Here is a 22,472-nt window from a genome sequence, read left to right as displayed (position 1 = left end):
TCAACCCCCTCCACGAAGTTCTGCGGAGCGGCACTAGGGGGCGGGGCGCTCGTGGTGGAGGAGGACGACGCCGTTGCCGAAGGTGCGGGTCTCGATCAGGCGTAGGCCGGTCGGGGCCTCGGCGTCGGCCGCCGGGAAGAGCCGCTTGCCCGCCCCCAGCAGTACGGGGTGGACGTAGAGCCGGTACTCGTCGACCAGGTCGTGGCGCATGAACTCGGCCGCCAGTTCGGCGCCGCCCAGGGCGAGGTCGCCGCCCTCCTGTGCCTTGAGGGCCTTGATGTCCTCCACGACGACGTCCCGGACGATCGTCGTGTGCCACTCGGCGCGCTGGAGGGTCCGGGAGAAGACGAGCTTCGGCATGGTCCGCCAGATCGCGGCGAAGTCGGCGACGGGGCGGGGGGTGGCGGGGTCCCGGTCGGCCGTGGGCCAATAGGCGGCCATCATCTCGTGCACGACACGGCCTTCGAGGAAGGCGCCCATGTCCCTGAGCACGTCGTTGAAGTGCGTGTGCAGTTCCTCGTCGACCAGCTGCCAGTCGAGCTCTCGGTCGGGGCCCTCCATGTAGCCGTCGAGGGACACGGACATCATCAGGACGATCTTTCGCATGGCGGGGCTCCCGGTGCTTCCGGTGTCGGTTCTCGGGCGGTGTGCTCTCGGGCGAATGTGTTCTCGGGCGATGTGTTCTCGGGCGGCATATCGGTTGTCAGGGAGAGGATCGCGCGCGTGCGCCTCGACTGCACGGATATGGGCTTCCGACGCGAGTGCAGAGTACGGAGTCACGCATCTGACCGCCCGCCACGCCACCCGCGAACCACGTGAGCGCGGTCTCGCGGTCACGCTCCCCCTAGCTTTAGCTACCAATTGGGCGCCTAGTCCCACCCCCCCTCACCTCTCGTCGCAAACATCGAGGTCAGAGCCTTCACGTCCGCGAGCCCTTGAGACTCACAGGACACTTCTCTCCTTCCACCCGCGACCCCGTGTCGGGTTGTCCACAGGCTTCGGTGTGGGGGGATGTGGTGCGGGAGGGTTGAGGGGTGCGGGAATTGCGGGAAGTTGCCCTCGGGGGGCTGTTGTTGACGTCGTGGGCCGTGGCGGAGGGGTGGCCTCGGTCCTCTCTCTTCCGGCGTCTGCGGGAAGAGGGGTGGACGGCGCTCGGCGAATGTGCCTGGGCTGCGCCGGGGTCACGGCCGGATCTACGGACACGCCTTCGCGCGACGCAGCTCGCGGCGCCCGAGTTGGTGGTGAGTCACCGGGCGGCGGCCTGGCTGTGGGGTGTCGAACTCCTTCGCGTGGAGGCGGAGTTCACCGATCCGGAAAGGGTGCGGAAGCGGAAGAGCGTGCGAGTTCACCGCAGTGCGGTGCGTACCGAAGACGTGGTCCTACGCGACGGACTGCGAGTCACCGGCGTCGACCGCACTCTGGCCGACCTGCTCCTGTCCTGTCCCCGCGACGAGGCGCTCGTGGCCGTCGACTCCGCGCTCACCCACCGCACGATCACCGTGGGCGACCGGCGGATCCGACGAGCACCGCTCACCCACCTCGACAGGGTCACCGCCGCTCTGGGAGAGCGGTCACGCGGCGCCGTCCGCGCCCTGCGGTGGCTGGCGCTCGCCGATCCGGCGTCCGGCTCACCGGCGGAGACGGTGGCGCGGCTGCGCATGTACGACGCCGGTCTGTGCCCAGAGACACAGGCCAGGGTGGTCACCGCCGCCGGACGCGTCCTGCGCCTCGACTTCCTGTTTCGGGCACGGGGCGTCGCCGTCGAGATCGAGGGGTATGCGTACCACGGTCGTCGCGAGGACCACCGGCGAGACGTCACCCGCTTCAACGACCTCCAGCAGTCCGCCGAGGTGCGGACGGTTCTGCGGTTCACGGCGGAGGAGGTGTTCCACTCGCCCGAGACAATGATCGCGACGATCCGGCGGGCTCTTGAGTGACATGGCGTCTACTACGCCACCAGGGGCGCCGCCCACTCTCCGAGCATCCCCATGCTGTGCCCGTCGGAGACCGTATGAGGGTCCACTCCGTCCAGTCGAGTTCTGACGTCGGCCTGCCCGGAACGTCGGCCGTGACGACGGGAACCATGCCGCCCGGTTCCGCTGTCCCGACCTCGTCCGCCGACGTCCCGGACGCGTCCTCGTGGGCCGGGCCGGGCCGGGCCATGCCCGGCCTCGGCCTCGGCCTTCCTCAGCCCCCTGAGACCCAGCACCGTCGGATCACCGGACGGCACCGGGCCCATGGGGCGGTAAGGGCTACCCGGCCGCTCGGCACTTCCGGCATGTGCAGGGCGGAAGGGCCGCCGTGTGCGGTGCGGCGTCGACGTGGCTGCCGGTCCAGGTGTGGACCTCGGCTTCGGGCCTGCGTCGTCGAGCCGTCTGTGGGGACAGAGTTCCCGTTGTGGGAGTGTGACGGGCAGTGGCAGTCGTCCGTCGGCAGGTTGACGACGCGTCAGCTTTGCTCGCTCTCCGTCCCGCCGTCGCTCGTCGTCCCACCGGTCCTCGGGAACGAGACCTCCACTCGGCGGTTCTTCTTGCGACCCTCCTCCGAGGAGTTGTCGGCGATGGGGTAGTCCTCGCTGTAGCCGCGTACCTCGAAGGTGACGTTGCCGCCCAGGTCGGCGGCGAGGAGGTCGTGGACGGCCTCGGCGCGCTTCTTGGAGAGGGTCAGGCCGTGGGCGTACGAGCCGAGGTTGTCCGTGAAGCCGAAGACGCGGACGGTGCCCGCGCTCTGCTTCTTGATCTCCTCCGCGATGGCCTGGATCCGGGACTGCGCCTGGGGGTTGAGTTTCGCGCTGTCCTTCGAGAAGAGGACCTCCGCCTGGAGCGCGAACGTCACGTTCTCGTTCGTGTCCTCGCGGCGCTCCTCGCCGCCCAGGTCCTCCACGACCGACTTGATGTCCAGGACCTTGGCGGGGGCGAGCGTGGCCCCTTGGGCGAGCTTCAGGCCGGGGCTGTTCGCGTCGACCTCCGGGGGTGGGGATGTGGTGACGGTGCCCGGGGGTTCGCTGGGGTCGTCCGCGGCGTGTGCGGAAGGTGTGGTGAGGGTGAGTGCGGCCAGGACGGCCGCCGCCACCGTCACGGTCACGGTGGCTCGTGGGGTGAGAGCGGTCATCGTCGCGTCACTCGCCGTCGGAGAGTTCGATCGTGGCGGGGGGCATGGAGCCGACCTGGAAGTCTACGGAGGTGGTGCCTTCGGGTGGGGAGGGGAATTGGGCGTACCAGTTGGCTGTGCCGCCGGGTGTGATCTGACCGCTGAACTTCGTACACAGGCAGCGTCCCGAGGTGTCCCGGAGGATGAGGTACTTCTTCTTGCCTTCGTTGTCGACGAGGCTGGCGCCCGACAGGGAGCCGCCGTTGGACCTCAGTTCTCGCTCGTCGCTCGCCCAGTTGGCGCCGAGCCACGACTGGCTTCCGTCGTTCCTCACTGTCCCCGACACGGTGACGAAGCCGCCGGCGTCGCGTACGGCTGAGGTGATGGTGACCGAGATGTCGCCGTCCTTGGCCGTGGCCAGGACCTCGCTGGAGGCCGGCGGCTGCGACTCGGTGTCCTTGTCGTCACCGTTGTCACTCTTCCGAGGGGCCGACGATGAAGAAGATGGCTCCTTGGCGTCGTCCTCGCCGCCTCCCCCGCAGCCGGCCACCGTGAGGAGCAGCCCGGTCGCGATCGCCACCGCGGTCACTGCCCTGCGGCCCTTCATGGTGTGCCGAAGGTTCATCGGTACGGCTTCCTCTCACTTGGCCAGATACACAGAGAACATCACGGACGCGGCGGGAAGGTCGGCCGGATTGAAATTTCCGGGATCGATGTCGACGAGCTGGCCGTCGCAGACGAGTGCCACGGGTTTCGTGGGATTCGCGTTCACGTCGAACTCACAGCGCGGCTGGATGACGGCGGTCGCCTGCGCCGTGGCCGTCATGTCTTCGGTGCCCGGAATGATCGACTCGCCGACCGTGTAGTCCGTCACGATGTCGACCTGGAACCCAGGATCACCGTTCACGTCGGTGAGTTGGGCTTCGCCTTGGAGGGTCGATTCGTTCTGAGCCGCCAGCTCCGCGGCTGCGGCTGTGGCGCCTTCCGTGGGGAAGCCGTCCTGAGACAAGTCGAGCCAGTCCAACCAGTCGTTGTCACCGGCAAGGATGGCGTCCTCCAGACCTAGCAGCAACTCGTCCCGTGCATGTTGTCCCGCCGCCAACGCCGCAGCGTCCGCCGCGGATTGAGCACCATTGCGGGCGGACGCTGCCTGGGCGAACACGAAGAAGGCCAACGCGGTGAAGAGCAGGATCGTCGTCAGCCACATGTAGATGGGCAGAGTCGAGCCCCGGTCACTGCGCAGTGGGCCGGGCGTCAGCCACCGCCGCCGACCACGTCCCGCACCGCGTCGCCGATCGCCGTGGAAATCAGCCCGTCGAGACCCAGTTGGTCGATCATCACGAAGATCCCCGCGACGATGATCATGATGCCCGCGTACTCCACGAACCCCGCGCCCGCATCCCGCCCTTTCCCGCGCATGCGAGAGACGACGGTGCTCCGCCAAGCCCCGAACCAGCGCTTCACCTTCATGGCGGTTGCCTTCCCGCGCGATGCCGACACCAACCGGATCACCGTACGTGAGATGGCACGTACCGGGGGTGGGTCCGGGGGCCCAACTTCCTCCGGGGGGTGGGGTCATCGGGGCCACCCCCCGTGGGTCGTGCCGAGCCAGTGGGCTATGGCTTCGCTGCGGGTTGAACTGTGCAGTTTCGCGAAGATGTGGTTGATGTGGTTCTTGACGGTCTTCTCGCTGATGAAGCAGGTGGCGGCGATCTGGCGGTTGTTCATGCCGGACGCGATGAGGTCCATCACCTCCACCTCCCTTGAACTCAGGCCGAAGGACGGTCGGTTGGAACGGTCGAGGATGCGGCGGTGTAACGACGCCGCATAGGCCGGTCGAGCCTTTGACGACTGTGCCACAACTGGTTGCAGCTGCGAAGGATGGTCGTGACTTTCGTGTGAAGGTTTGTAGGAAACGCCGAACGAACTTGAGACAGCCGCAGAGATCGTCGGGCGGCCTTCCCTCATGTCCCGTACCGCCGTGATCAGTTCGGGGGCGGTGAACTCGCCGTGGACCAGGTAGCCGACCGCGCCCCGGCGCAGGGCCTCGGCTACGACCTCGGGTTCCGTGCTGTACGTCAGCATCATCACGGGGCAGAGAACGGCCAGTTCGGGGAGTGCGGTGAGGCCGTCCGTGCCGGGCATGCGGACGTCGAGGAGAGCGACGTCGGGGCGGTGTCGGCTCGCTTCGCGCACCGCTTCCTCGCCGTTGGTGGCCTGGGCCACCACCTCTATGTCGGGGTGCCCGGAGAGGAGGGCGGTGAGGCCGGCGAGGACCACCGGGTTGTCGTCCGCGACCAGTACGCGGAGGGGTGGGCCGGGGAGTGCCTGGGGCTGGTCAGGCATGAGCGGCCTCCTGTTGGGGGGCTTCGGGGGTGGCGGGGGGTGTGGAGAGGGGGAGAGCCAGGGTCACTCGGGTGCCGGTGGTGTCCGATTCCAGGTGCAGGGCCGCGTCCATCCGGGCGGCGCGTTCCGCCATGCCCAGGAGGCCGAAGTGGCCGGATCTCTGCGCCTCTTCGAGGGTGAGGGCGGGCGGGAGGCCTACGCCGTTGTCCTTGATCGTGAGGCGGAGAGTGGTCGGGGTGGCCTCCACGGACACCTCCGCCGTCGTCGCCCGCGCGTGGCGGTGGATGTTCTCCAGGGCCTCCGCCGTGATCGCCAGGAGGTGGTGGGTCGTTTCGGGTGGGAGGGGTGGGGGTGCCTCGCACGTGTGGGTCAGGTGGGTGGGGATGGCGGTGCGGGTCGCGAAGTCCCTTGTGCGCTTGGCTAGTTCGGTTTTCAAGTCCGTGGGTGGGGGTGTCGTGGTCAGGTCCGCGTGGCGGCGTAGGTCCGTGAGGAGGTCGCGGGATTCCGCGGCGGCCCGTCGGGCCGCCGATGCGACGAGGGTGGCCTGTTGTTTCACCCGGGTGGGGTCGGGGTCGGGGCGGTCCGCCGAGGTCGCCAACGCGTCTGCGGCGAGGGCCAGGCCGTGGAGTGTCTTGGCCACCGAGTCGTGCAGTTCGCGGGCCAGGCGGGCGCGTTCCGACTCCACGGCCTCGGCGACGGCCAGGCGGGACGTGGCTTCGGAGAGCGCCTGGGTCGCCGTACCGAAGCGGAACATCAGGTTGCGCAGGGTTACGCCGATGATGCCGGCCGCGACGCAGAAGCCCGCGATGAGGAGGGTGTTGGCGCCTGCGCCGGGGCGGTGTTCCCAGGCGCGGTGGACGGTGAGGAGGACCGTCAGCTGCAGGCCGGTGAGGACGCCGGCACCGCGCCAGCCGTAGAGGAGGCCGGAGAGGAGGGGGGTGCAGACCGTGGCGTAGGCGAGGGGGGAGGCCGGGGAGGCGGTGAGGAGGAGGACCGCGCCGAAGAGGAGGTCCAGGGCCATGAGGGTGGGGTGGGCGAGGAGCCGGGGGCCGAAGCGGTGCCAGTCCCTGAGCATGGCGTAGGAGATGGTGATGCCGAGGACCGCGGCGATGAGCACGGCGTGGGTCGGAGGGCCGTCCGTGGTGTTGGCCATGGCGAAGGGCGTGCCGATGGCGAGGGTGGTGAGGCGGACGGCGAAGGTCTGGCGGGCCAGGGCCTGGAGGGCGTTGAGTTGGAGGCGGAGGGTGGCGGGGGGCTGCGCGTCGTCCTGGAGGTAGCCGGTGGTGGGGGTGGACGGGGGTGGGGTGCGCTGTCCCTCGCTGGGGCTGGGCGGGAGTGGGCGGCGTTCCCCTTCGCTGGGGCCGGGCGGGGGTTGGAGGCGCTCACCGGCGCTTGCAGGGTGCCGCCTGCGCCCACCCGTGCCGCCCCAGCGGCACGATTGCCCGCAGTACGAACAGGCAGAGGTAGCGGCCGCGAAAACCCTCGGCGACACAACTGCCCGCAGTTGCGACAAGCGGAGAGGCAGGCGGGGGCTCATCAGCGGCCCAGGATCTCGCCGAAGTTGGTGCCTGAGCCGAGGAACATGCCCGTCGCGATGAGGATCATCGTGGCCGGGAGCATGAAGACCAGGGTGACGAGGGTGGCCTTGGGGATGGTGCGGGCTGCCCGGCGGCGGGCGTTCTGGGCGTCGGTGCGGCGCATGTCGGCGGCCAGTTGGATCAGGGTTTCGGCGATGGGCGAGCCCAGCTCCTCGCCCTGTTGGAGGGCCGAGACGAACTGGGCGACCTGTTCGGAGGAGTTGCGTCTGCGGAGTTCGTCGAAGGCCTGGCGACGGCTCACGCCCATGTCCATCTGGCGGAGGGTGATGCGCAGCTCGTCGGCCCAGGGGCCCTCGTATTTCTCCGCCACGCGGTCCAGGGCCTGGCGGAAGCCCAGGCCGGCCGACACGACGACCGCGAGTACGTCGAGGAAGTCGGGGAGCGTGCGGTCGATGACGTCCTTGCGTTCGCGGATGGCCTGCCAGATCGCGGCGTCGGCGGCGAGGAGGCCGAAGGCGAAGGTGAAGGCGGCGAAGAGGGGCCGGTCGCTGGTGAGGAAGACCAGGCCCATGAAGGCGCCGAAGAAGCCGTAGACGGCTCGGCGGGCGGCGTAGCGGTTCAGGGTGAGGCCGCCGGGGTTGCCCGCCATGTCGATGCGGCGGCGTTTGGCCTCGACCCGGCGGGGGCCCATGAGGCGCAGGACCAGGGGGGCGAAGCGCATGCCCAGGCGGTCGACGGCCGAGCCGGTCTTCGAGACACGGGTGGCGCCCACCTCCAGGGCGAGGGCCAGGTCGCTGGGGAGTTTCGCGTCGGCTCGGATCATGCGGATGCCCAGGAGGACGCCGGCGACCGCGACGGCCGTCAGGAGGGCGAGGAGGAAGGGCACCATCGTCGTCATCGTCATCGTCGTCGTCGCCTCGGGTCCGTCCGCTTCCGCCTCGTATTCCGGTTCATGTCCCGCCTCATATCCGGGTCCATGTCCCGCCTCATATTCCGGTCCATGTCCCGCCTCACACTTCGATCTTGCCGAGGCGGCGGATGACGAAGAAGCCGACCGTGTAGAGGCCGACCGAGATGAGGACCAGGGCCTGGCCTAGGGGGGAGCCGGTCACTCGGGCCAGGGCTCCGTCGTTCGAGGAGTTGATCAGGAGCAGGGAGCCCAGGCCCAGGAGGGGGACGGTGAAGGCCGTCGCGTTGACCTCGGAGAGCATCGTGCGGACCTCGCGGCGGGTCTCCTTCCTGTCCTCCAGGGTCTGGGTGAGGTTGCGCAGCGAACTCACCACCGTGCCGCCCGCCTTGTTGGACAGGACGAGGGTGGTGACGAGGACGATCAGTTCGCGGGAGGGGAGGCGTTCGGCGAGTTCGCCCAGGGCGTCGTCCACGGACCGGCCGAGCGCCAACTGGTCGGCGACTCGGGCCAGTTCCTCGCCGGCCGGGGCCTCCAGCTCCTCCGCCGCCATCGCCAGGGCCGTACGGAGGGCCAGACCGGCCGCCGTGGCGTTGGCGAGGAGGCGGGCCACGTCGGGGAGTTGGTTGATGAAGGCCTCGATGCGCTTCTGGCGTTGCCAGTTGAGGAAGATGGCCGCGCTCCAGATGCCCACGGCGGCGGCGATCGGTCCGAAGAACGGGGCGAGGGTTCCGGCGGCGATCAGCCACAGGGCGACGACGACCATGGCGACGTAGGTGGCGAACTCGCCCGCCGTCAGGTCGAGTCCCGTCGTCGTCAGGCGCAGATGGATCGCGCGGCCGAGGCGGGTGCGGCGCAGTCGGCGGTCGACGGCCGTGAAGCGTCGTACGCGGCCTGCCGCCGTGCGCAGCGGGCCGCCCGGGCTGCCCGCGAGGCGGTCGACGACGGCCTGGCGCTGGGCGCGGCCCGAGGCGTACGAGTGTGCGCCCGCGACGGCGAGGGTGCCGCCGAGGACGGTGGCGCCGAGGGCCAGCAGGGTGGAGTTGTCCAGGTCCAGGGGTGCCTGGGCCAGGGTTGCCAGGGCTGTCGCCATGTTCGGTCCTACCTCCTCGGGGCTCTCGGGCTATCCGATGGCCTGGCGGGTGTTGAGTACGTCGATGGCCTCGGCCACGCCGTACGCGGGTGGCAGCGGCTCGTTGGCCACGTACAGCTTCTCCGCGACGGAACGGGGTATCGGCAGGTGTTCGAAGCGGCCGTGGACGACACGGTCGGCGCTGAGGGGGTCCGGGACGAAGCGGGAGACCGTGGCGATACGGAACTGTTCGCGGCCGTGCGAGACGAGCAGGGCGATCTCGGTGACCTTGCGGGAGCCGTCGGCGAAGCGGGTGAGCTGGACGACCACGTCCACCGCCGAGTTGATCTGGTCCTTGAGGGCCTCGAAGGGGATGAGGACCTCGGACATCGAGCCGAGGGTCTGGAGACGCATCAGGGCGTCCTCGGCGGAGTTGGCGTGGACCGTGGCGAGGGAGCCGTCGTGGCCCGTCGACATCGCCTGGAGCATGTCGAGGGTCTCGCCGCCGCGGACCTCACCGACGATGATGCGGTCGGGGCGCATACGGAGGGAGTTGCGGACCAGGTCGCGGATGGTGATCTGGCCCTTGCCCTCGATGTTGGGCGGGCGCGACTCCAGGCGGATCACGTGCTCCTGCTGGAGCTGGAGTTCGGCGGAGTCCTCGATGGTGATGATGCGCTCTCGGGACGGGATCAGGCCGGAGAGGGCGTTGAGGAGGGTCGTCTTTCCGGTGCCCGTACCGCCGCTGACGATGACGTTGAAGCGGGCCCGTACGAACGCGGCGAGGATCATCAGCATCTGCTCGTCGAGGGAGCCGAGGCCGATGAGCTCCGGGAGGGTGTACGCGCGGGGGAAGCGGCGGATCGTGAGGGTCGGGCCGGTGAGGGCGAGCGGGGGGATGATCACGTTGACTCGCTCGCCGGTGGGGAGGCGGGCGTCGACCATGGGGTTGGATTCGTCGACCCTTCGGTTCACCGTGGAGACGATCCGCTCGATGGTCTGCATGAGCTGGTCGGTGGAGGCGAACCTCAACGGCAGCTGTTCCACGCGGCCGCCTCGCTCCACGAAGATCGAGTCCGGGCCGTTGACCATGATCTCCGTGACCGACGCGTCGGCGAGGAGGGGTTCGAGGACGCCCAGGCCCAGGGCCTCGTCGACGACCCTGCGGATGAGCTGGGAGCGTTCGGCGGAAGAGAGGACCGGGCCCTCTCGGCTGATGATGTGGCCCAGCACGCGTTCCAGGCGGGCCCTGCGGTCGGCTGCCGTCAGGGCCGACATCTCGGCCAGGTCGATCTCTTCGAGGAGCTTGGCACGGTAGACGGCCACGAGGTGTCCGTCCTCGCGTCCGGCACCCCCTTCGTCGGGGGCGGCGATACGGGATCGCAGGCTCATCTTCTCGTCAACTCCTCTCGGGGGTGGGGTGTCGTTGGGCGGGTCAGTTGTCGGTGTCGTTGGGCATGGTGACGCTGCGTTCCACGGTGACCGGGTCGAAGAGGGGGATCACCGAGGGGACGGTGACGGTGACCGTGGCTGTGGTGGTGTCGACGCCGCCTCCGCCCGGGTCGACCGCGGGGTTCAGCCACGCGCTCGCAGCGGCTGCGCCGGCGGCCGCGCCGGCCCCGGGTGCGAGTGACTCGGCCCGAGCCGCGGCGCGGGCGGCCGATCCGGCCTGGCTGATGCCGTAGCCGACCAGACCCAGCTGGATCGCCGCCATGGCTACGAGGAGGAGGATCGGGAGGAACCCGGCGAACTCCAGGATGGAGGCGCCACGGTCGTTCCAGCGGCGGGGCTGCGTCTTCGGGGGGTGCGGCTTCGGGGGGTGCGGCTTCGGGGGGTGCGTGGGCGTTGCCGGGTGGGTGGGCGTTGCCAGGTGCGTGGGCTTGGCGGGGTGCGTGGGGACCTCGGCCGGTTCCGCACCGCCGGGATGCGCCGTGGTGGTCGATCGCCGTTGCAGCGGGATCTTGTGGCCGGGCGGGGCAAAGGCGGCGGAGCTGGGGTGGGATGACATGCGACGGCCGCTCGGTACGGGCCGTTCGGGCCGTTCGGGCCGTGCCCGTGGGTCCCGGCGTCGGCGGTGTCGGACCGGCGCCCTCATTCCGTGTCCCCCTCCAGCGCCGCGCCCGCCTCGCCGTTGACGGTCCAGCCGGCGTCGAAGCCGGGGAAGAACAAAGGGACGTTGGCCTCGACCTCGGCCTTCATGACCGAGCCGGCCGGGGCGCAGTCGATGGAGGTGTCCTTCCAGGCGCCCGGGAGGTTCAGGGTGCCCGCGGCTTCGCAGGCGCCGGCGATGTCACCGTCGACGGCGTAGGCGGCGGTGGCGGCGCGGGCGGCCTCGTCGGCGGCATTGCCGGCGAGGGAGTAGGTGTAGCCGTAGAGGGCGGCCTGCCAGAGGATCGCCATGGTGATCAGGATCAGGGGGAACATTCCGGCGAATTCGAGGGTCACCGAACCCCGGTCGCCGCCCTTGCGGCGGAGCACGAGGGCGCCGCGGTCGGCCGAGGACCGGCGGCGACGGCCACCCCCGCCGTGCTCCGGCGCCGCGACCAGTTCCAGTTCCCCCGCCAGCGCCCACAACGCCTGCTTGACCACCGAGCGGGCGTCGAGGTCCTGGAGGCGGCCCGCGTCGACGACGGACTGGAGTTCCTTGAAGGCGGCGGGGACCGCGGCGCGGGCCACCCGCGTGCCGGTGACCTTCTCGACCAGCGACGGCTGGATCTCCGTACCGCGTGAGTGGCGGTTGACGACCGTGAGCGTCTCCTCGGCCTTGCGGATCTGGAGGCGGTCCCAGAGGCGGACCATGCGTTTCGCGGCGCGGACCGCCACCACGTCCGGGGTCACCAACAGCAGCGCATGGTCGGCCATCTCGACCGCCGCCGCGGTGGCGGAGTTCATCTGGGAGCCGCAGTCGACGACCACCACGTCGTGCCGGGAGCGCAGCGCGGCCAGGACCTGGCGGGCCACGCGGTCCGTCACCTCCTCGCCGCGCTCGCCCTCGGCGGGGGCGAGGAGAAGGGCGATGCCGGTGTCGTGCGCGTAGACCGCCTCCTGGAGGACACGGGGGTTGATGTCCGCGATACCGGCCAGGTCGGCGACCGAGCGGCGGAACTGCACGTCCAGGTACGACGCCACGTCCCCCGACTGCAGGTCCAGGTCGAGGAGCGCCACCGTACGGCCGGACGCGCGGGCCGCCAGGGCGAGTTGGACCGCGGTGACCGTCGCGCCGACGCCGCCCTTGGCTCCGCTGACCGTGACGACGGTGCCGCCGGGGCCCGTGTACAGCTCCGGCGTATTGCTGCCGAGGTGACGGCGCATGCCGGCCGACCAGGCGGCGGCGGCCTGGACGCGTTCGGCGAGGGCGTCGTAGGAGAGGGGGAGGTTGACGATGCCGCGGGCGCCGGAGTCCATGGCGGCGGTGAGGACGCCGGTGCTCGGGTCGGAGGTGATGAGGACGACGCCGACCGCCGGGAAGCGCAGGACGAGGTCGCGGACCAGGTCCAACGCGGGTACCGGGCCGATCCGTTCGTGGACCAGCACCACCTCCGGCAGCTCGTCCAGCGACTCGGCGGCCAGGCGCGCGAGGGTGTCGAGGAGAGCGGTGGAGTCGGACACGTGCGGGGCCGGTTCGGCGTCGGACAGCTGGCCGAGCAGGGTGGTGAGGGCGCGGGCCGAGTCGATGTCCCCGACGGCGGGGAGGATTCGGATGGTCATCGGCAGATCCCCGTTCCGGTCAGGGACGTGTGGGGCGCGGTCGCCTCACACCACCAGGGCCCGCTCGGCACCCGGGGCCCACCGGGCGCCCACGGCATCCTCGTTCGCCGTACCCCCCTCAGCATGCCCACCCGGGGCGCGCCCACCCGTAGCGGCATTCGACGCACCCCCGTTCGACGCATCCCCGTACGGACGTTCCGGACCGACCTCATCGCGCGGCCTCCTACTTGTCCTCGTCGAGGGTGTACGAACGGTCGTCCGGCACGACGACCGTGGCCTCCCCGCCCCCGACGAGGGCGAGACGGACGTGCTCGGCGAACGACTCGGCGAACGCGACGCGCTGGGCGTCGGCGGTGTCGAGCGCGAAGGTGATCGGGACGGCCTCGGTCGCCGTGCGCCGGCGGTCGCTGCTGGACTGGCCGGGTTCGAGGGCGGTCAGCTTGCCGACGTCGATGACACGGGCGTCGGCGACCATCAGCTTGGACGTGTCCTTGCCCGAGTCGCTGTCCTTCTCCTCGAACGTCGCGTAGATGTTGACCCGCGACCCCGGGTTGATCTTCCCCGCCACACCGGTGGACGCGTCGATCATGATCGCGATCTCCTGTTGCCCGGGGTCGAGTTCGGGCCGGTCGACGATCATGTCGGACTGGAGCAGCGAGCCCTTCTCCAGCTGGGTGACGGCGATCTTCCCGCGGATCTGCGCCAGATCGGTGACCGCCGTCGCGGACAGCCACCGCTCCGGCATCGTGATCCTCTCGAACTGGCCCGCCGACAGCTCCTTGTAGGGCGCGATGTCGCTCTTCAGCCGGTACGCCGTCACCTCGGGCCCGACCTTCGCGTTCACGTCACGGATCACCGAGAGCACCCCGGCGAAGGCGGCCAGGGCGCACAGGGCCGAGAGGACCAGCAGGACGACGCCGCGGCGCTGGCGCGAGTTCACTACATCTCACCTCGTGGGGACGTGCCGGGCACTTGAGCGATCCTGCTTTCCTGCTGGGGGTCCGGGGGTCGGCCCCCGGAGTGATGCAGCATGATCCGTACAACCTCGATCGGGGCGGGGGCGGGGCGAAGGCGGACGGGTCGAGCGGTGGGGCGGTCGGGTGGTCGGGTGGTCGGGCCGGTTACGGCTGCCCTGAAGGCCTTACGGTCGTACGGCCTCGGGCGGGACCATGGAGTTGTCGTACGGCTGTCATGTGACCCCCCGTGGCAGCGCGCGGACGGGTGGCGGTTCCGGTTCCCGTAGCGGGGCCGCGCAGAACCCGCAGCGGTCGCCGATGAGTTCGAGGCCGCACCAGTGGCACGTCTCGCGGCGTACGGACGACACCAGTTGGTAGAGCACGGAGACGTCGGAGAGTCCGGCGGCGAACTCGACGAGTTTCCCGGTCCCCCACCAGCGCACGGACCCCTCCGGCAGCGGCACCGGCAGGGACCCCTGCACCTGCCAGGCCGGCGCGAGCGTCGCGGTGACCCAGTCGGACGGCGGCTGCGGCCCCTGCGCGACGAGCAGCCGGGTGCCGAACTCGGGCCCCGCGAGGGGCTCCTGGTCGGCGGCGTTGAGACGGACGAGCTGGGGCCGGGGGTTGGCCAGTACGGCGAACTGCGCGCCCGGCACCCACGACTTGGCGTGCGACTTCAGCGTGACCGGCACCCGGTCGAGCTTGGCGACGGAGCCGAGGAGGGCGCCGGCGTAGATGTAGTGCGCGAGGAGGCGTACGGAGGAGGCGAGCACGCCGGGGCTGAAGTCGCACATGGACAGCTGGCGCAACTGCTGGGCGAGCAGGGCGAGTCCGAGCGGCGGCAGATCGACGCCGAGCAGGGCTATGCGGTCGCTCTCCAGCACGGAGCGGACGGTGTGCAGCCGCCGGGTGACGGCGGACTCGTCGGAGGCCGAGTGGAGGGCGATGACATAGCCGTGCTGCTCGATGAGCGCGTGCATGCCGAGCAGGGAGCCTTCGAGCGTCTCCTGCGGCTGTACGACTGCGGGCGGGGTCTGCCGGTCATGCGGTGGGAGCACCAGATCGGAACTGGTGACGGCTATCGCGGTCGGCACGCTGCACACCACCCCGTTCACTGTGGCGGGGTGGTCGACCACCGCCCCAGATGGCCCCTGTGAGGATCGACGGCGCCCTCGACGCCCCTCCTGCATCGTCTTGCATCAGCACCATATCCACGGCATGCCCCGATCAACACCGAATCTCCTTGATCAACTCACGGAAGGTGCGGCCGTATCCACACAGAGTGAGACGCATATGCCGCAACTAGGCAGGTGAGGACGGGCGTTGAGGGCACCCGGACGGGTGAACGGGGCCCGTGCGGGAGCGTTGACAACTCGACTGGTCAGGACCGGCTTGTCGTACGTCCAGCGGTGGCCATCCGAATCGCGTGGTCCGTCGACGGTGCCGCTGGGTACCGTCGACGGATGTGCTTCTACGCGTTCGTCCACTACAAGCCGCACTACGTGTGCGTCGCGTGCCGGGTCGGCTTCAAGCGGCACGTGCCCCGTGGGTACGAGCCGCCGTGCCCGAACTGCGGTGAGGTGCTGGTCTGCGCGGGGCGCGACTTCGCGGCGCCGCCGAGGCGTGACGTGCGCGCGTGGTCCGTGGTCGCGGCGGTCTTGGGGGAAGGGCTGCGCTACGAGGGGCTGACGGGCTGCGGCTGCGGCAAGGAGCCGAAGTTCCGTCCCCGTACACGGGCGGAGCTGCGGGCGCGGCGGGTCGTGGCGGAGCGTACGGGGGTGCCGCTGGCCGAGGTGCTGGCGCGGCCCGATCCGCTGACGCCGATGGCCGACTGAGAGGCGGGCCGGCACGTCCTCGCCCTCGCCCTCGCCCCCGCCCCCGCCCGGTTGTGGCGCAGGTCACCGGAACCTCCCCCGTCTCGCGGAGAGACATGGGTGTGAGGTGTAAGAGGTGCATGCGAGATGAGTGACCCTGTGCGGGCGCGGATACGGGCCGGGGACCGGGAGGCCTTCGCGGAGGTCTACGACGCGTACGCGCGCGCCGTCTACAACCATGCCTACCGGCTCACCGGCGACTGGTCGACGGCCGAGGAGGTGATGGCCGACACCTTCCTCGACGCCTGGCGCACCCGGGAGCAACTGGAACCGGACGGCGGCACGTTGAAGCCGTGGCTGCTGGGCATGGCGACCAACAAGGCCCGCAACGCCAACCGCGGCCTCGGCCGCCGCCTGGCCTTCCTGGCCCGCCGCCCCGCCCCGGACCCGGTCGCCGACTTCGCCGAGGAGACCGCCGGGCGCCTCGACGACGCGCGCCGGCTCGCCGCCGTACGACAGGTGTACGGCCGACTGCGGCGTGGGGAGCGGGAGGTGCTGGCGCTGTGCGTGTGGTCCGGCCTCGACTACGCGCAGGCGGCCGAGGCACTGGGTGTCCCGGTGGGGACCGTACGGTCGCGGCTGTCGCGGGCGAGGGCGAGGCTCAGCCGCCTCACGGACGAGCGGCTGAGCGAGCAGCGGGCGGAGCGCCGCGCGAACGGCGGGGCGGAAACCCGAACAGATCGTAGGGAACCGGGGCGTCGTCGCGGAGAGGTAGAGGGTGAGGCCGCGTTCGCGGCCCTTCCGCTCAAGGAGATTCAGGAGGGTTCCCGATGAACGAGGAGCTGGCCCGACTGCTGCCGCCCCCGCCCGAACGGGATGTGCCGCCTGGTCGCCTCGCCCACCACAAGGACCGTTTGATGCAGCTCATCGACGACGACCGAGCCACGGCCCCCGCCGTTTCCACCCCCGTGGCCGCCCGGCGGCCGCGCCCCAGGCTGCCGCGCCCGGCGCTGTGGCTGCCCGCGGCCGCGCTGACGCTGGCCGGGGCGCTCACCGTCGGCCTCGTCACGGCCATGGACTCCGGCTACGGCCTGCGGCAGTCCGACGACGAGAGTGCCGTCGTCCTGCTCGACCGGATCGCCGACGTCGCCGCGGAGACGGAGGTCGAGCCGGTGCGCGACGACCAGTTGGTCTACCTCAAGCTTCTGACGGCCGGGGCGGAGGCCGAGGACGAGAACAGCGTGTTCGTACCGGGGAAGCCGCACACGCTGGAGAAGTGGGTCTCGCAGGAGCCGGGCCTGGTGCAGCAGTTGGCCCTGCACTACGAGAACGGTGACTACTTCCCGCTGCGGGAGCTGTTGCCGCCGGGGTCGCCGGGTGTCCCGGCCGGCATCGACCGCCCCACGTACAAGTGGCTGGCCGCCCTGCCCACCGACCCCGACGAACTGCTCGCCGAACTCCACCGCCTCATCAAGCCGTTCGAGGGCCAGGAGCGGTCACAGGCCGTCTTCGACAAGATCGGCGAACTGCTCAACGCGTCGGTCATGCCACCGAAGACCGCCGCAGCGCTGTACGAGGCCGCCGCGAGGATCCCCGGGGTGACCCGTATCGAGAACGCGGTCGACCCCGCCGGCCGGCACGGCGTCGGCATCCGCCGCGTCGACGAACGCGCCTCATGGGCCACCGAGTGGGTCTTCGACCGGGAGAACCTCACGTACCTCGGCGAACGCAGCTATCTGACGGCGGACGGCTCGATGGGCAAGAAGGGGACCGTCATGGACGAGACGGCGGTGCTGGAGCGGGCGGTCGTGGACGAGTACCGGGAGCGGCCGGACTCGTCCTCTGCTGCCGCGAGGTGATCAGCGAGGCGTGCTACGCGGCGGCAAGGCAACGGCGTTGCGGCCCGCGGCAAGAGCTGCGTTCTCGCAACCTGTGAAGTCTCCACGCAGTCCGCCCCTATCCCATCGGGCGGTAGTGGCCTAGCACCTGGGCCAGTTGCGCGAACCACTGGTGGAGTCGTTCCCGGGGCTTGGCCTCGACCGTGCACTCGAAGAAGCCGCCGTCGAGGTGGACGACGGCGACCATGAGGGCCTTGCCGTTATTGCCGGCCTTGTAGTGGACGCTGCGGATCTCGGGCCAGGGGAAGTCGACGGAGATTCCGTGGTCCTCGAAGGCGACGCCGTTGACGTCGACGACGACGGAGTTGTGGCGGTCGACGGCCAGGAACTCCGGGCCCTGCGCAGCCGGGAAGACTCCCGCCACTCCCGGGGCCGCCTGCGGCGGCGCGTACGGGTACGGCGACTGCCCGGCGGGAGGGGGCGCCGACTGCCCGTACGGCTGCGGCGGTTGCGCGTAGGGCTGCGGCGGTTGCCCGTACGGCTGCGGCGGTTGCGCGTAGGGCTGCGGCGGTTGCGCGTAGGGCTGGGGCGGTGGGCCGGGAGGCGCACCCGGTGCGGCGTAGGGCGGGGGTGGCGGGCCGAAACCCTGTTGGCCGCCCGGCGGTGTCCACGGCTGTGGCGGTGGCGGCGGCTGGTGGCCCTGATCAGGCTGGTCCATGGTTGTTCGTTCCTCTGCCCCGTTGTGGTGACTCGTAGCGCACCGTATCCCTCGCCCGCCCGTGAAACATTCCCCGGGGGTCACCGCATCAATGAAGTGAGAAGCGAAGAAGCCGAGACCACGACCTACGCGAGCTCACCCAGGGGGAGCCAGAGATGAGACAAGTCCGCGCGGACGGATATCAGGAGTTCGCGGCGGCGCGCGCGAGGCATCTGTACCGGTCCGCGTGTCTGCTCACCGGCGGGGACACCCATCTCGCCGAGGACCTCGTGCAGGAGACGCTCGGGCGGTTGTACGTGAAGTGGGGGCGGGTGCAGCGGGCGGAGAACCCGGCCGGGTACGCACAGACCGTGCTGACCAGGACCTTCCTCGCCCACCAGCGGCGGCGCAGCAGCAAGGAACGAGCCACGGACGTGATTCCGGACGTGCCCGCCGCCCCCGGCTCCGACGCGTCCCTGCGGCTCACCCTCGTCGATGCGCTGGGCCAACTTCCGCCCAAGGACCGGGCCGTGGTCGTCCTTCGCTACTGGGAGGACCGGTCCATCGAGGAGACCGCCGCGGCGATGAACGCCAGTTCGTCGGCGGTGCGCACGCGCTGCGTCCGGGCCCTCGCCCGACTGCGCGTGCTCCTGGGGGACGGCATCGGTGAGTACGTCACCCCCTGAGCGCCTCGGGGACTCCGCCCCACACCCACACCCACTCGTAGAAACGGCGGTTCGTCATGCCCCTTGACCAGCACGAAGACCCCTTCGAGGACAGGCTCGGCGACGCCCTGCGCCGGGCCGGTGATGCTTTCGAGACCGATGGGCACGCCATGGTCAGTGGCGGAGCCGTACGCGGCCGACGGCTGCTGTACCGGCGGCGGGCCGCGATGGTGGGCGGGGTCGCCGGGATCGCGCTCATCGGGGTGGGCGGCGCGGTACTGCTGCCCGTGGGCGGTGGCGAGAACGGCAAGCAGTCCGTGGCGGCGGGGCGGTCCACCGGGCCGGCGCCACGGAACGACGACGGCACGGTGTCCGGCGCCGACCTCGTCCGCAAGCTCAAGGGCCTGTTGCCGGAGGGGAAGTTCAGCGGGGAGGCGGCGCGCGGCACGGACGCGAGCGGGGGGCCGTACGCGCAGGTCGTGTACGACGACGGCGAGGGCGGGGCGGCCGTGCAGCTCGGGCTCGGGCGGATCGAGGCCGACAGTGAGCTTGCCCGGCAGCTGACCGACTGCCCGGACAAGACGTTCGTCGAGTTCGACTCCTGCGAGGAGAGCACCCTGCCGGACGGTTCGCGGCTGATGCTCTTCCAGGGGTACGAATATCCGGACCGCCGTGTGGACACCAAGCACTGGTACGCGCAGTTGGTCACCCCGGACGGGTACGACGTCAGCGTCATGGAGTGGAACGCCGAGGCCCAGAAGGACGCCCCGGTCACCCGGGACGAACCGCCCCTGTCCACCGCGCAGTTGAAGGAGATCGCCACCGACCCGGGCTGGCGCAAGGCCATCGACACCATTCCGGAGGAGACGGAGAAGGAGAAGGAGAGCCAGGAGGAGAAGGAGCGCTCGTCGACGGAGAAGCCCGACCCCGGTTCCTCCGACTCCGTCGGCTCCGGCAGCTCCGCCGGCTCCACCTCCGTCGATCCCCCGATGGTCGACAGCGACACCATCCAGAAGACCCTCGCCGGTCTCCTCCCCGACGGTGTCGATGTCGTCGGCAAGGGCGGGCAGGAGTCGGAGTTCGCGTACGTCGTCCTCGACGACGGCAAGGGGCAGAGCCTGGTGCAGATCAACGTGCAGCCGGGGATGGCGGACGTCGCGGACTCGTTGTTCGGCGCCGACGCCGAGACCCTGCCCGACGGCACGAAGGTCGTCACGCAGCAGGAGCCCGGTGAGAAGGGCGGCGAGGGGGTCGTCATGTGGACCGTGGACACGCTCCGCACCGACGGGCTGCGCGTCGTGATCAGCGCCTTCAACTCCGGCGCCCAGCACACGGCCGCGACCCGCGACACCCCCGCGCTCACCATGGCGCAGCTCAAGGAGATCGCCACCAGCGAGAAGTGGAAGACGCTCGGCTAGCGACCGGGGACGGTCGAACAGCCGATCAGCCGATCAGCCGATCAGCCGGAGCATCGTCCAGCGGCGGCCGGGCCACGGGGCCGGCCGCCGCTGGTGTGCGCGGGCTCCAGCCGCTGGTGTGCCCGGGGTCTAGAAGAAGTCCGCCCACGGCTGGTCCCAGATCTGCTTCACCGCCAGGACCAGGAACAGCAGCCCCGCGATCGCCAGCATCCCGTTGCTGACGATCCCGTTGCGCCACTCCCGGGGCGTACGGGAGGAGTTGAGGAGCCAGATGAGGGTGCCGGCGAGGAAGGGGAGGAAGGCCGCGCCGAGGACGCCGTAGAGGATGATCAGGCGGAAGGGCTGGCCCTGGAAGAGCAGGACGATGGGCGGGAAGGTCAGCCAGAGCAGGTACGCGCGGAACGGCCAGGACTTCTCACGCCGGCCGGAGGCGACCTCCTCGCCCGTCACCGCTCCCTTCCGGCGGAAGCGCTCCACGAAGTCCGCGAACATCAGGCTCACGCCGTGCCAGACGCCGATGAGGGAGGTGTACGAGGTGGCGAAGAAGCCGATCAGGAAGAACTTGGCGGTGGCCGTGCCGTACTCGTCCGCCAGGATGTCGCCGAGCTGGATGAGTCCCTTGTCTCCACTGGCGATGGCGATGTTGGCGGAGTGCAGCAGTTCGGCGCCGACGAAGAGCATGGCGATCACGAAGATGCCGGTCGTGGCGTACGCGACCCGGTTGTCGAGGCGCATGACCTTCATCCAGCCGGTGTTCGTCCAGCCCTTGGCGTTGACCCAGTAGCCGTACGCGGCCAGCGTGATCGTGCCGCCGACGCCGCCGATCAGGCCGAGGGTGTTGAGGATCGAGTCCTTCTCGTCCGGCAGGACGGGGAGGAGGCCGGCGAAGGCGTCCGGGAGGTTCGGGGTGACCCTGATCGCCAGGTAGACCGTCACCACGAACATGACGCCCACGAGGACCGTCATGACCTTCTCGAAGACCTCGTACTTGTTGAACCAGACGAAGACCAGCCCGCTCAGGCCGCACAGGACGGCCCACCACTTGAGGTCCATGACGTCCGGGAACAGCGCCTGCAGGGGCAGGGCGCTGGAGGACATCGCGGCCGCGCCGTACACGAAGCCCCAGATCACGACGTACACGACGAAGAACCACGTCGTCCAGCGGCCGAGGCTCGCCCAGCCGTCGAAGAGGGTGCGGCCGGTGGACAGATGCCAGCGGCCGGCCGCCTCGGCGAGGGAGATCTTGACGAGACAGCCGATGACGGCCGCCCACAGCAGGGTGTAGCCGAAGTTGCTGCCCGCGATCAGCGTCGCGACCAGGTCGCCGGCGCCGACACCGGTCGCGGCGACGACGATGCCGGGGCCGATGTACTTCCAACTGGACTTACGAGGGGCCGAAGTCGCTTCCCCGGCAGCTGTGTTGTCCGTGGTGTCAGCCATGCCGATCAAGAAAGCGCAAAGCGGGGGCGGGCACAAGGGGGCGTGCGGTGAAGGAAACCGTCGGTGATCTTGATGGTTCCGGGGCGTCGGTGCGGTGGTGACCGGTGGTCGGGGGCGGGCCCCGGCAGCTGGCGTGCCGCCGGGGCCCGGGGTGTGGTTTCTGGGCTGTCGGGTGGCGCCGCCCTTGCGGAACTCGGGCGGTCGGGTGGCGCCGCCCTTACGGAACCCGGCGGGCTACGTCGGCTGTCGCCGACCACAGCCGTCGGACCCGCACGTGCCGAGCTCGAACCACACGGTCTTGCCCGACCCGTCCTCGTGGCAGCCCCAGCGCCTGGCGAGCGCGTCCACCAGGAACATCCCTCTGCCGCTCTCCGCTATCTCCGTCACCCGGCGCACCTGGGGCCGGCGGCCGTCCGAGTCCGACACCTCGCAGCGCAGTACGCCGTGCGCGGCCGACAGGGTCAGCTTCAGACGGCTCTCCGCGTGCACCAGCGCGTTGGTGACCAGCTCGCTCACCAGCAGCTCCGTCGTTTCGGTCTGGTCGAGCAGTCCCCATCCCTCCAACTGCCTGCGCACCTGCGCGCGCGCCTGCGCGGCGGCGGTGGGACGGGGCTCGTACTCGACGCTCAAGTGGCCCGCACCCATGGGGGGTTGCGGGTTCGAGGCGAAGTGGGGGCCGGAATCCGGAAGGAGTCCCCCGGAGAGTTGCAGCATGTGTCCAGGGTTGCCGCCGCGCGTATGCGGCACACGGGGAGGAATACCCGTTTCCAGCCGTGCATATACCTGTTTCCCGCCCAGGTACGTCCGTATTTGCGGATGTACGGGGCTGTTGGGCGTGTGCGCGATCGTGTACCGGTTACGCACGCTGTGAACTCCCGGCCGGTTCCAGCTGGTTCCGGCCGGTTCCGGCCACGCGAGCCCCGCGCCCGCCAAGCGCACTCTTGACCTGGTCATGCCAGACCCGCACCATGAGCGCCACACCC

At 70.4% G+C, this 22,472-nt stretch carries 23 protein-coding genes; 6 read left to right on the top strand and 17 right to left on the bottom strand.

Going from position 1 to position 22,472, the window contains the following annotated elements:
* Positions 1-33: 33 nt before the first annotated feature.
* Positions 34-606, bottom strand: a complete 573-nt coding sequence (locus JIX55_RS32940) for a dihydrofolate reductase family protein (protein WP_257566864.1) — start codon at positions 604-606, stop codon at positions 34-36.
* 752 nt (positions 607-1,358) lie between these two features.
* On the opposite strand from JIX55_RS32940, the gene JIX55_RS32935 reads away from it, so the two are divergent.
* Complete coding sequence (locus JIX55_RS32935) at positions 1,359-1,937, top strand: endonuclease domain-containing protein (RefSeq protein WP_257566862.1); 579 nt, start codon at positions 1,359-1,361, stop codon at positions 1,935-1,937.
* A gap of 511 nt (positions 1,938-2,448) precedes the next feature.
* On the opposite strand, the gene JIX55_RS32930 is transcribed toward JIX55_RS32935, so the two are convergent.
* From JIX55_RS32930 to JIX55_RS32870, 13 genes are all read right to left on the bottom strand, one after another.
* Positions 2,449-3,111: an OmpA family protein gene (locus JIX55_RS32930; protein ID WP_257566861.1), complete on the bottom strand. Its 663-nt coding sequence runs from the start codon at positions 3,109-3,111 to the stop codon at positions 2,449-2,451.
* A gap of 7 nt (positions 3,112-3,118) precedes the next feature.
* Positions 3,119-3,715, bottom strand: coding sequence for a hypothetical protein (locus JIX55_RS32925; RefSeq protein WP_257566860.1), 597 nt, complete (start codon positions 3,713-3,715; stop codon positions 3,119-3,121).
* A gap of 15 nt (positions 3,716-3,730) precedes the next feature.
* Positions 3,731-4,309: a pilus assembly protein TadG-related protein gene (locus JIX55_RS32920; RefSeq protein WP_257569564.1), complete on the bottom strand. Its 579-nt coding sequence runs from the start codon at positions 4,307-4,309 to the stop codon at positions 3,731-3,733.
* 35 nt (positions 4,310-4,344) lie between these two features.
* Positions 4,345-4,560: a hypothetical protein gene (locus tag JIX55_RS32915; RefSeq protein WP_257566859.1), complete on the bottom strand. Its 216-nt coding sequence runs from the start codon at positions 4,558-4,560 to the stop codon at positions 4,345-4,347.
* A gap of 105 nt (positions 4,561-4,665) precedes the next feature.
* Positions 4,666-5,436, bottom strand: coding sequence for a response regulator transcription factor (locus tag JIX55_RS32910; protein ID WP_257566858.1), 771 nt, complete (start codon positions 5,434-5,436; stop codon positions 4,666-4,668).
* Positions 5,429-6,973, bottom strand: a complete 1,545-nt coding sequence (locus JIX55_RS32905) for a sensor histidine kinase (RefSeq protein WP_257566857.1) — start codon at positions 6,971-6,973, stop codon at positions 5,429-5,431. Before JIX55_RS32905 ends, JIX55_RS32910 begins: the two co-directional genes overlap by 8 nt.
* Entirely contained in the window at positions 6,973-7,878 is a 906-nt protein-coding gene (locus tag JIX55_RS32900) for a type II secretion system F family protein (protein WP_257566856.1), read from the bottom strand. The genes JIX55_RS32905 and JIX55_RS32900 overlap by 1 nt, the downstream gene beginning before the upstream one ends.
* 106 nt (positions 7,879-7,984) lie before the next feature.
* Positions 7,985-8,974, bottom strand: coding sequence for a type II secretion system F family protein (locus JIX55_RS32895; RefSeq protein WP_443046581.1), 990 nt, complete (start codon positions 8,972-8,974; stop codon positions 7,985-7,987).
* Between the two features lie 30 nt (positions 8,975-9,004).
* A complete protein-coding gene (locus JIX55_RS32890) occupies positions 9,005-10,345 on the bottom strand; it encodes a CpaF family protein (protein ID WP_257566855.1) in 1,341 nt (446 codons plus the stop codon).
* A 43-nt stretch (positions 10,346-10,388) separates the two neighbouring features.
* Positions 10,389-10,961: a TadE family protein gene (locus JIX55_RS32885; protein ID WP_257566854.1), complete on the bottom strand. Its 573-nt coding sequence runs from the start codon at positions 10,959-10,961 to the stop codon at positions 10,389-10,391.
* 83 nt (positions 10,962-11,044) lie between these two features.
* Entirely contained in the window at positions 11,045-12,661 is a 1,617-nt protein-coding gene (locus JIX55_RS32880) for an AAA family ATPase (protein WP_257566853.1), read from the bottom strand.
* Positions 12,662-12,884: 223 nt separating this feature from the next.
* Positions 12,885-13,601, bottom strand: a complete 717-nt coding sequence (gene cpaB / locus JIX55_RS32875) for a Flp pilus assembly protein CpaB (protein WP_257566852.1) — start codon at positions 13,599-13,601, stop codon at positions 12,885-12,887.
* Between the two features lie 249 nt (positions 13,602-13,850).
* A complete protein-coding gene (locus JIX55_RS32870; RefSeq protein WP_257566851.1) occupies positions 13,851-14,711 on the bottom strand; it encodes a hypothetical protein in 861 nt (286 codons plus the stop codon).
* Positions 14,712-15,080: 369 nt separating this feature from the next.
* Here JIX55_RS32870 and JIX55_RS32865 point away from each other — a divergent pair, with 369 nt between their 5' ends.
* The 3 genes from JIX55_RS32865 to JIX55_RS32855 all read left to right on the top strand — a co-directional run bounded on the left by JIX55_RS32865 (position 15,081) and on the right by JIX55_RS32855 (position 17,290).
* Positions 15,081-15,452 (top strand): hypothetical protein, encoded by a 372-nt coding sequence (locus JIX55_RS32865; RefSeq protein ID WP_257566850.1) that lies wholly within the window; start codon positions 15,081-15,083, stop codon positions 15,450-15,452.
* Between the two features lie 126 nt (positions 15,453-15,578).
* Positions 15,579-16,265 (top strand): RNA polymerase sigma factor, encoded by a 687-nt coding sequence (locus JIX55_RS32860; RefSeq protein WP_257566849.1) that lies wholly within the window; start codon positions 15,579-15,581, stop codon positions 16,263-16,265.
* Positions 16,262-17,290 (top strand): CU044_5270 family protein, encoded by a 1,029-nt coding sequence (locus tag JIX55_RS32855; RefSeq protein WP_257566848.1) that lies wholly within the window; start codon positions 16,262-16,264, stop codon positions 17,288-17,290. Before JIX55_RS32860 ends, JIX55_RS32855 begins: the two co-directional genes overlap by 4 nt.
* Before the next feature lie 97 nt (positions 17,291-17,387).
* On the opposite strand, the gene JIX55_RS32850 is transcribed toward JIX55_RS32855, so the two are convergent.
* The gene (locus JIX55_RS32850; RefSeq protein ID WP_257566847.1) at positions 17,388-17,987 is read right to left on the bottom strand and encodes a hypothetical protein; all 600 of its coding nucleotides are present in this window, start codon (positions 17,985-17,987) and stop codon (positions 17,388-17,390) included.
* Between the two features lie 155 nt (positions 17,988-18,142).
* Between JIX55_RS32850 and JIX55_RS32845 the strand changes: the two genes are divergently transcribed.
* Positions 18,143-18,652 carry a SigE family RNA polymerase sigma factor gene (locus tag JIX55_RS32845; RefSeq protein ID WP_257566846.1) on the top strand — a complete coding sequence of 170 codons (510 nt, stop codon included), beginning with the start codon at positions 18,143-18,145 and terminating at the stop codon, positions 18,650-18,652.
* A 56-nt stretch (positions 18,653-18,708) separates the two neighbouring features.
* Positions 18,709-20,049: a hypothetical protein gene (locus JIX55_RS32840; protein ID WP_257566845.1), complete on the top strand. Its 1,341-nt coding sequence runs from the start codon at positions 18,709-18,711 to the stop codon at positions 20,047-20,049.
* A gap of 129 nt (positions 20,050-20,178) precedes the next feature.
* Here JIX55_RS32840 and JIX55_RS32835 read toward each other — a convergent pair whose 3' ends face one another.
* Both JIX55_RS32835 and JIX55_RS32830 read right to left on the bottom strand, forming a co-directional pair.
* Complete coding sequence (locus JIX55_RS32835) at positions 20,179-21,489, bottom strand: Nramp family divalent metal transporter (protein WP_257566844.1); 1,311 nt, start codon at positions 21,487-21,489, stop codon at positions 20,179-20,181.
* 234 nt (positions 21,490-21,723) lie between these two features.
* A complete protein-coding gene (locus tag JIX55_RS32830) occupies positions 21,724-22,134 on the bottom strand; it encodes an ATP-binding protein (protein ID WP_257569562.1) in 411 nt (136 codons plus the stop codon).
* Positions 22,135-22,472 lie beyond the last annotated feature (338 nt).

The sequence above is a fragment of the Streptomyces sp. DSM 40750 genome (genome assembly GCF_024612035.1).
Taxonomy (GTDB): Bacteria; Actinomycetota; Actinomycetes; order Streptomycetales; family Streptomycetaceae; genus Streptomyces.
This window is presented reverse-complemented; position numbering and strand designations above follow the sequence as displayed.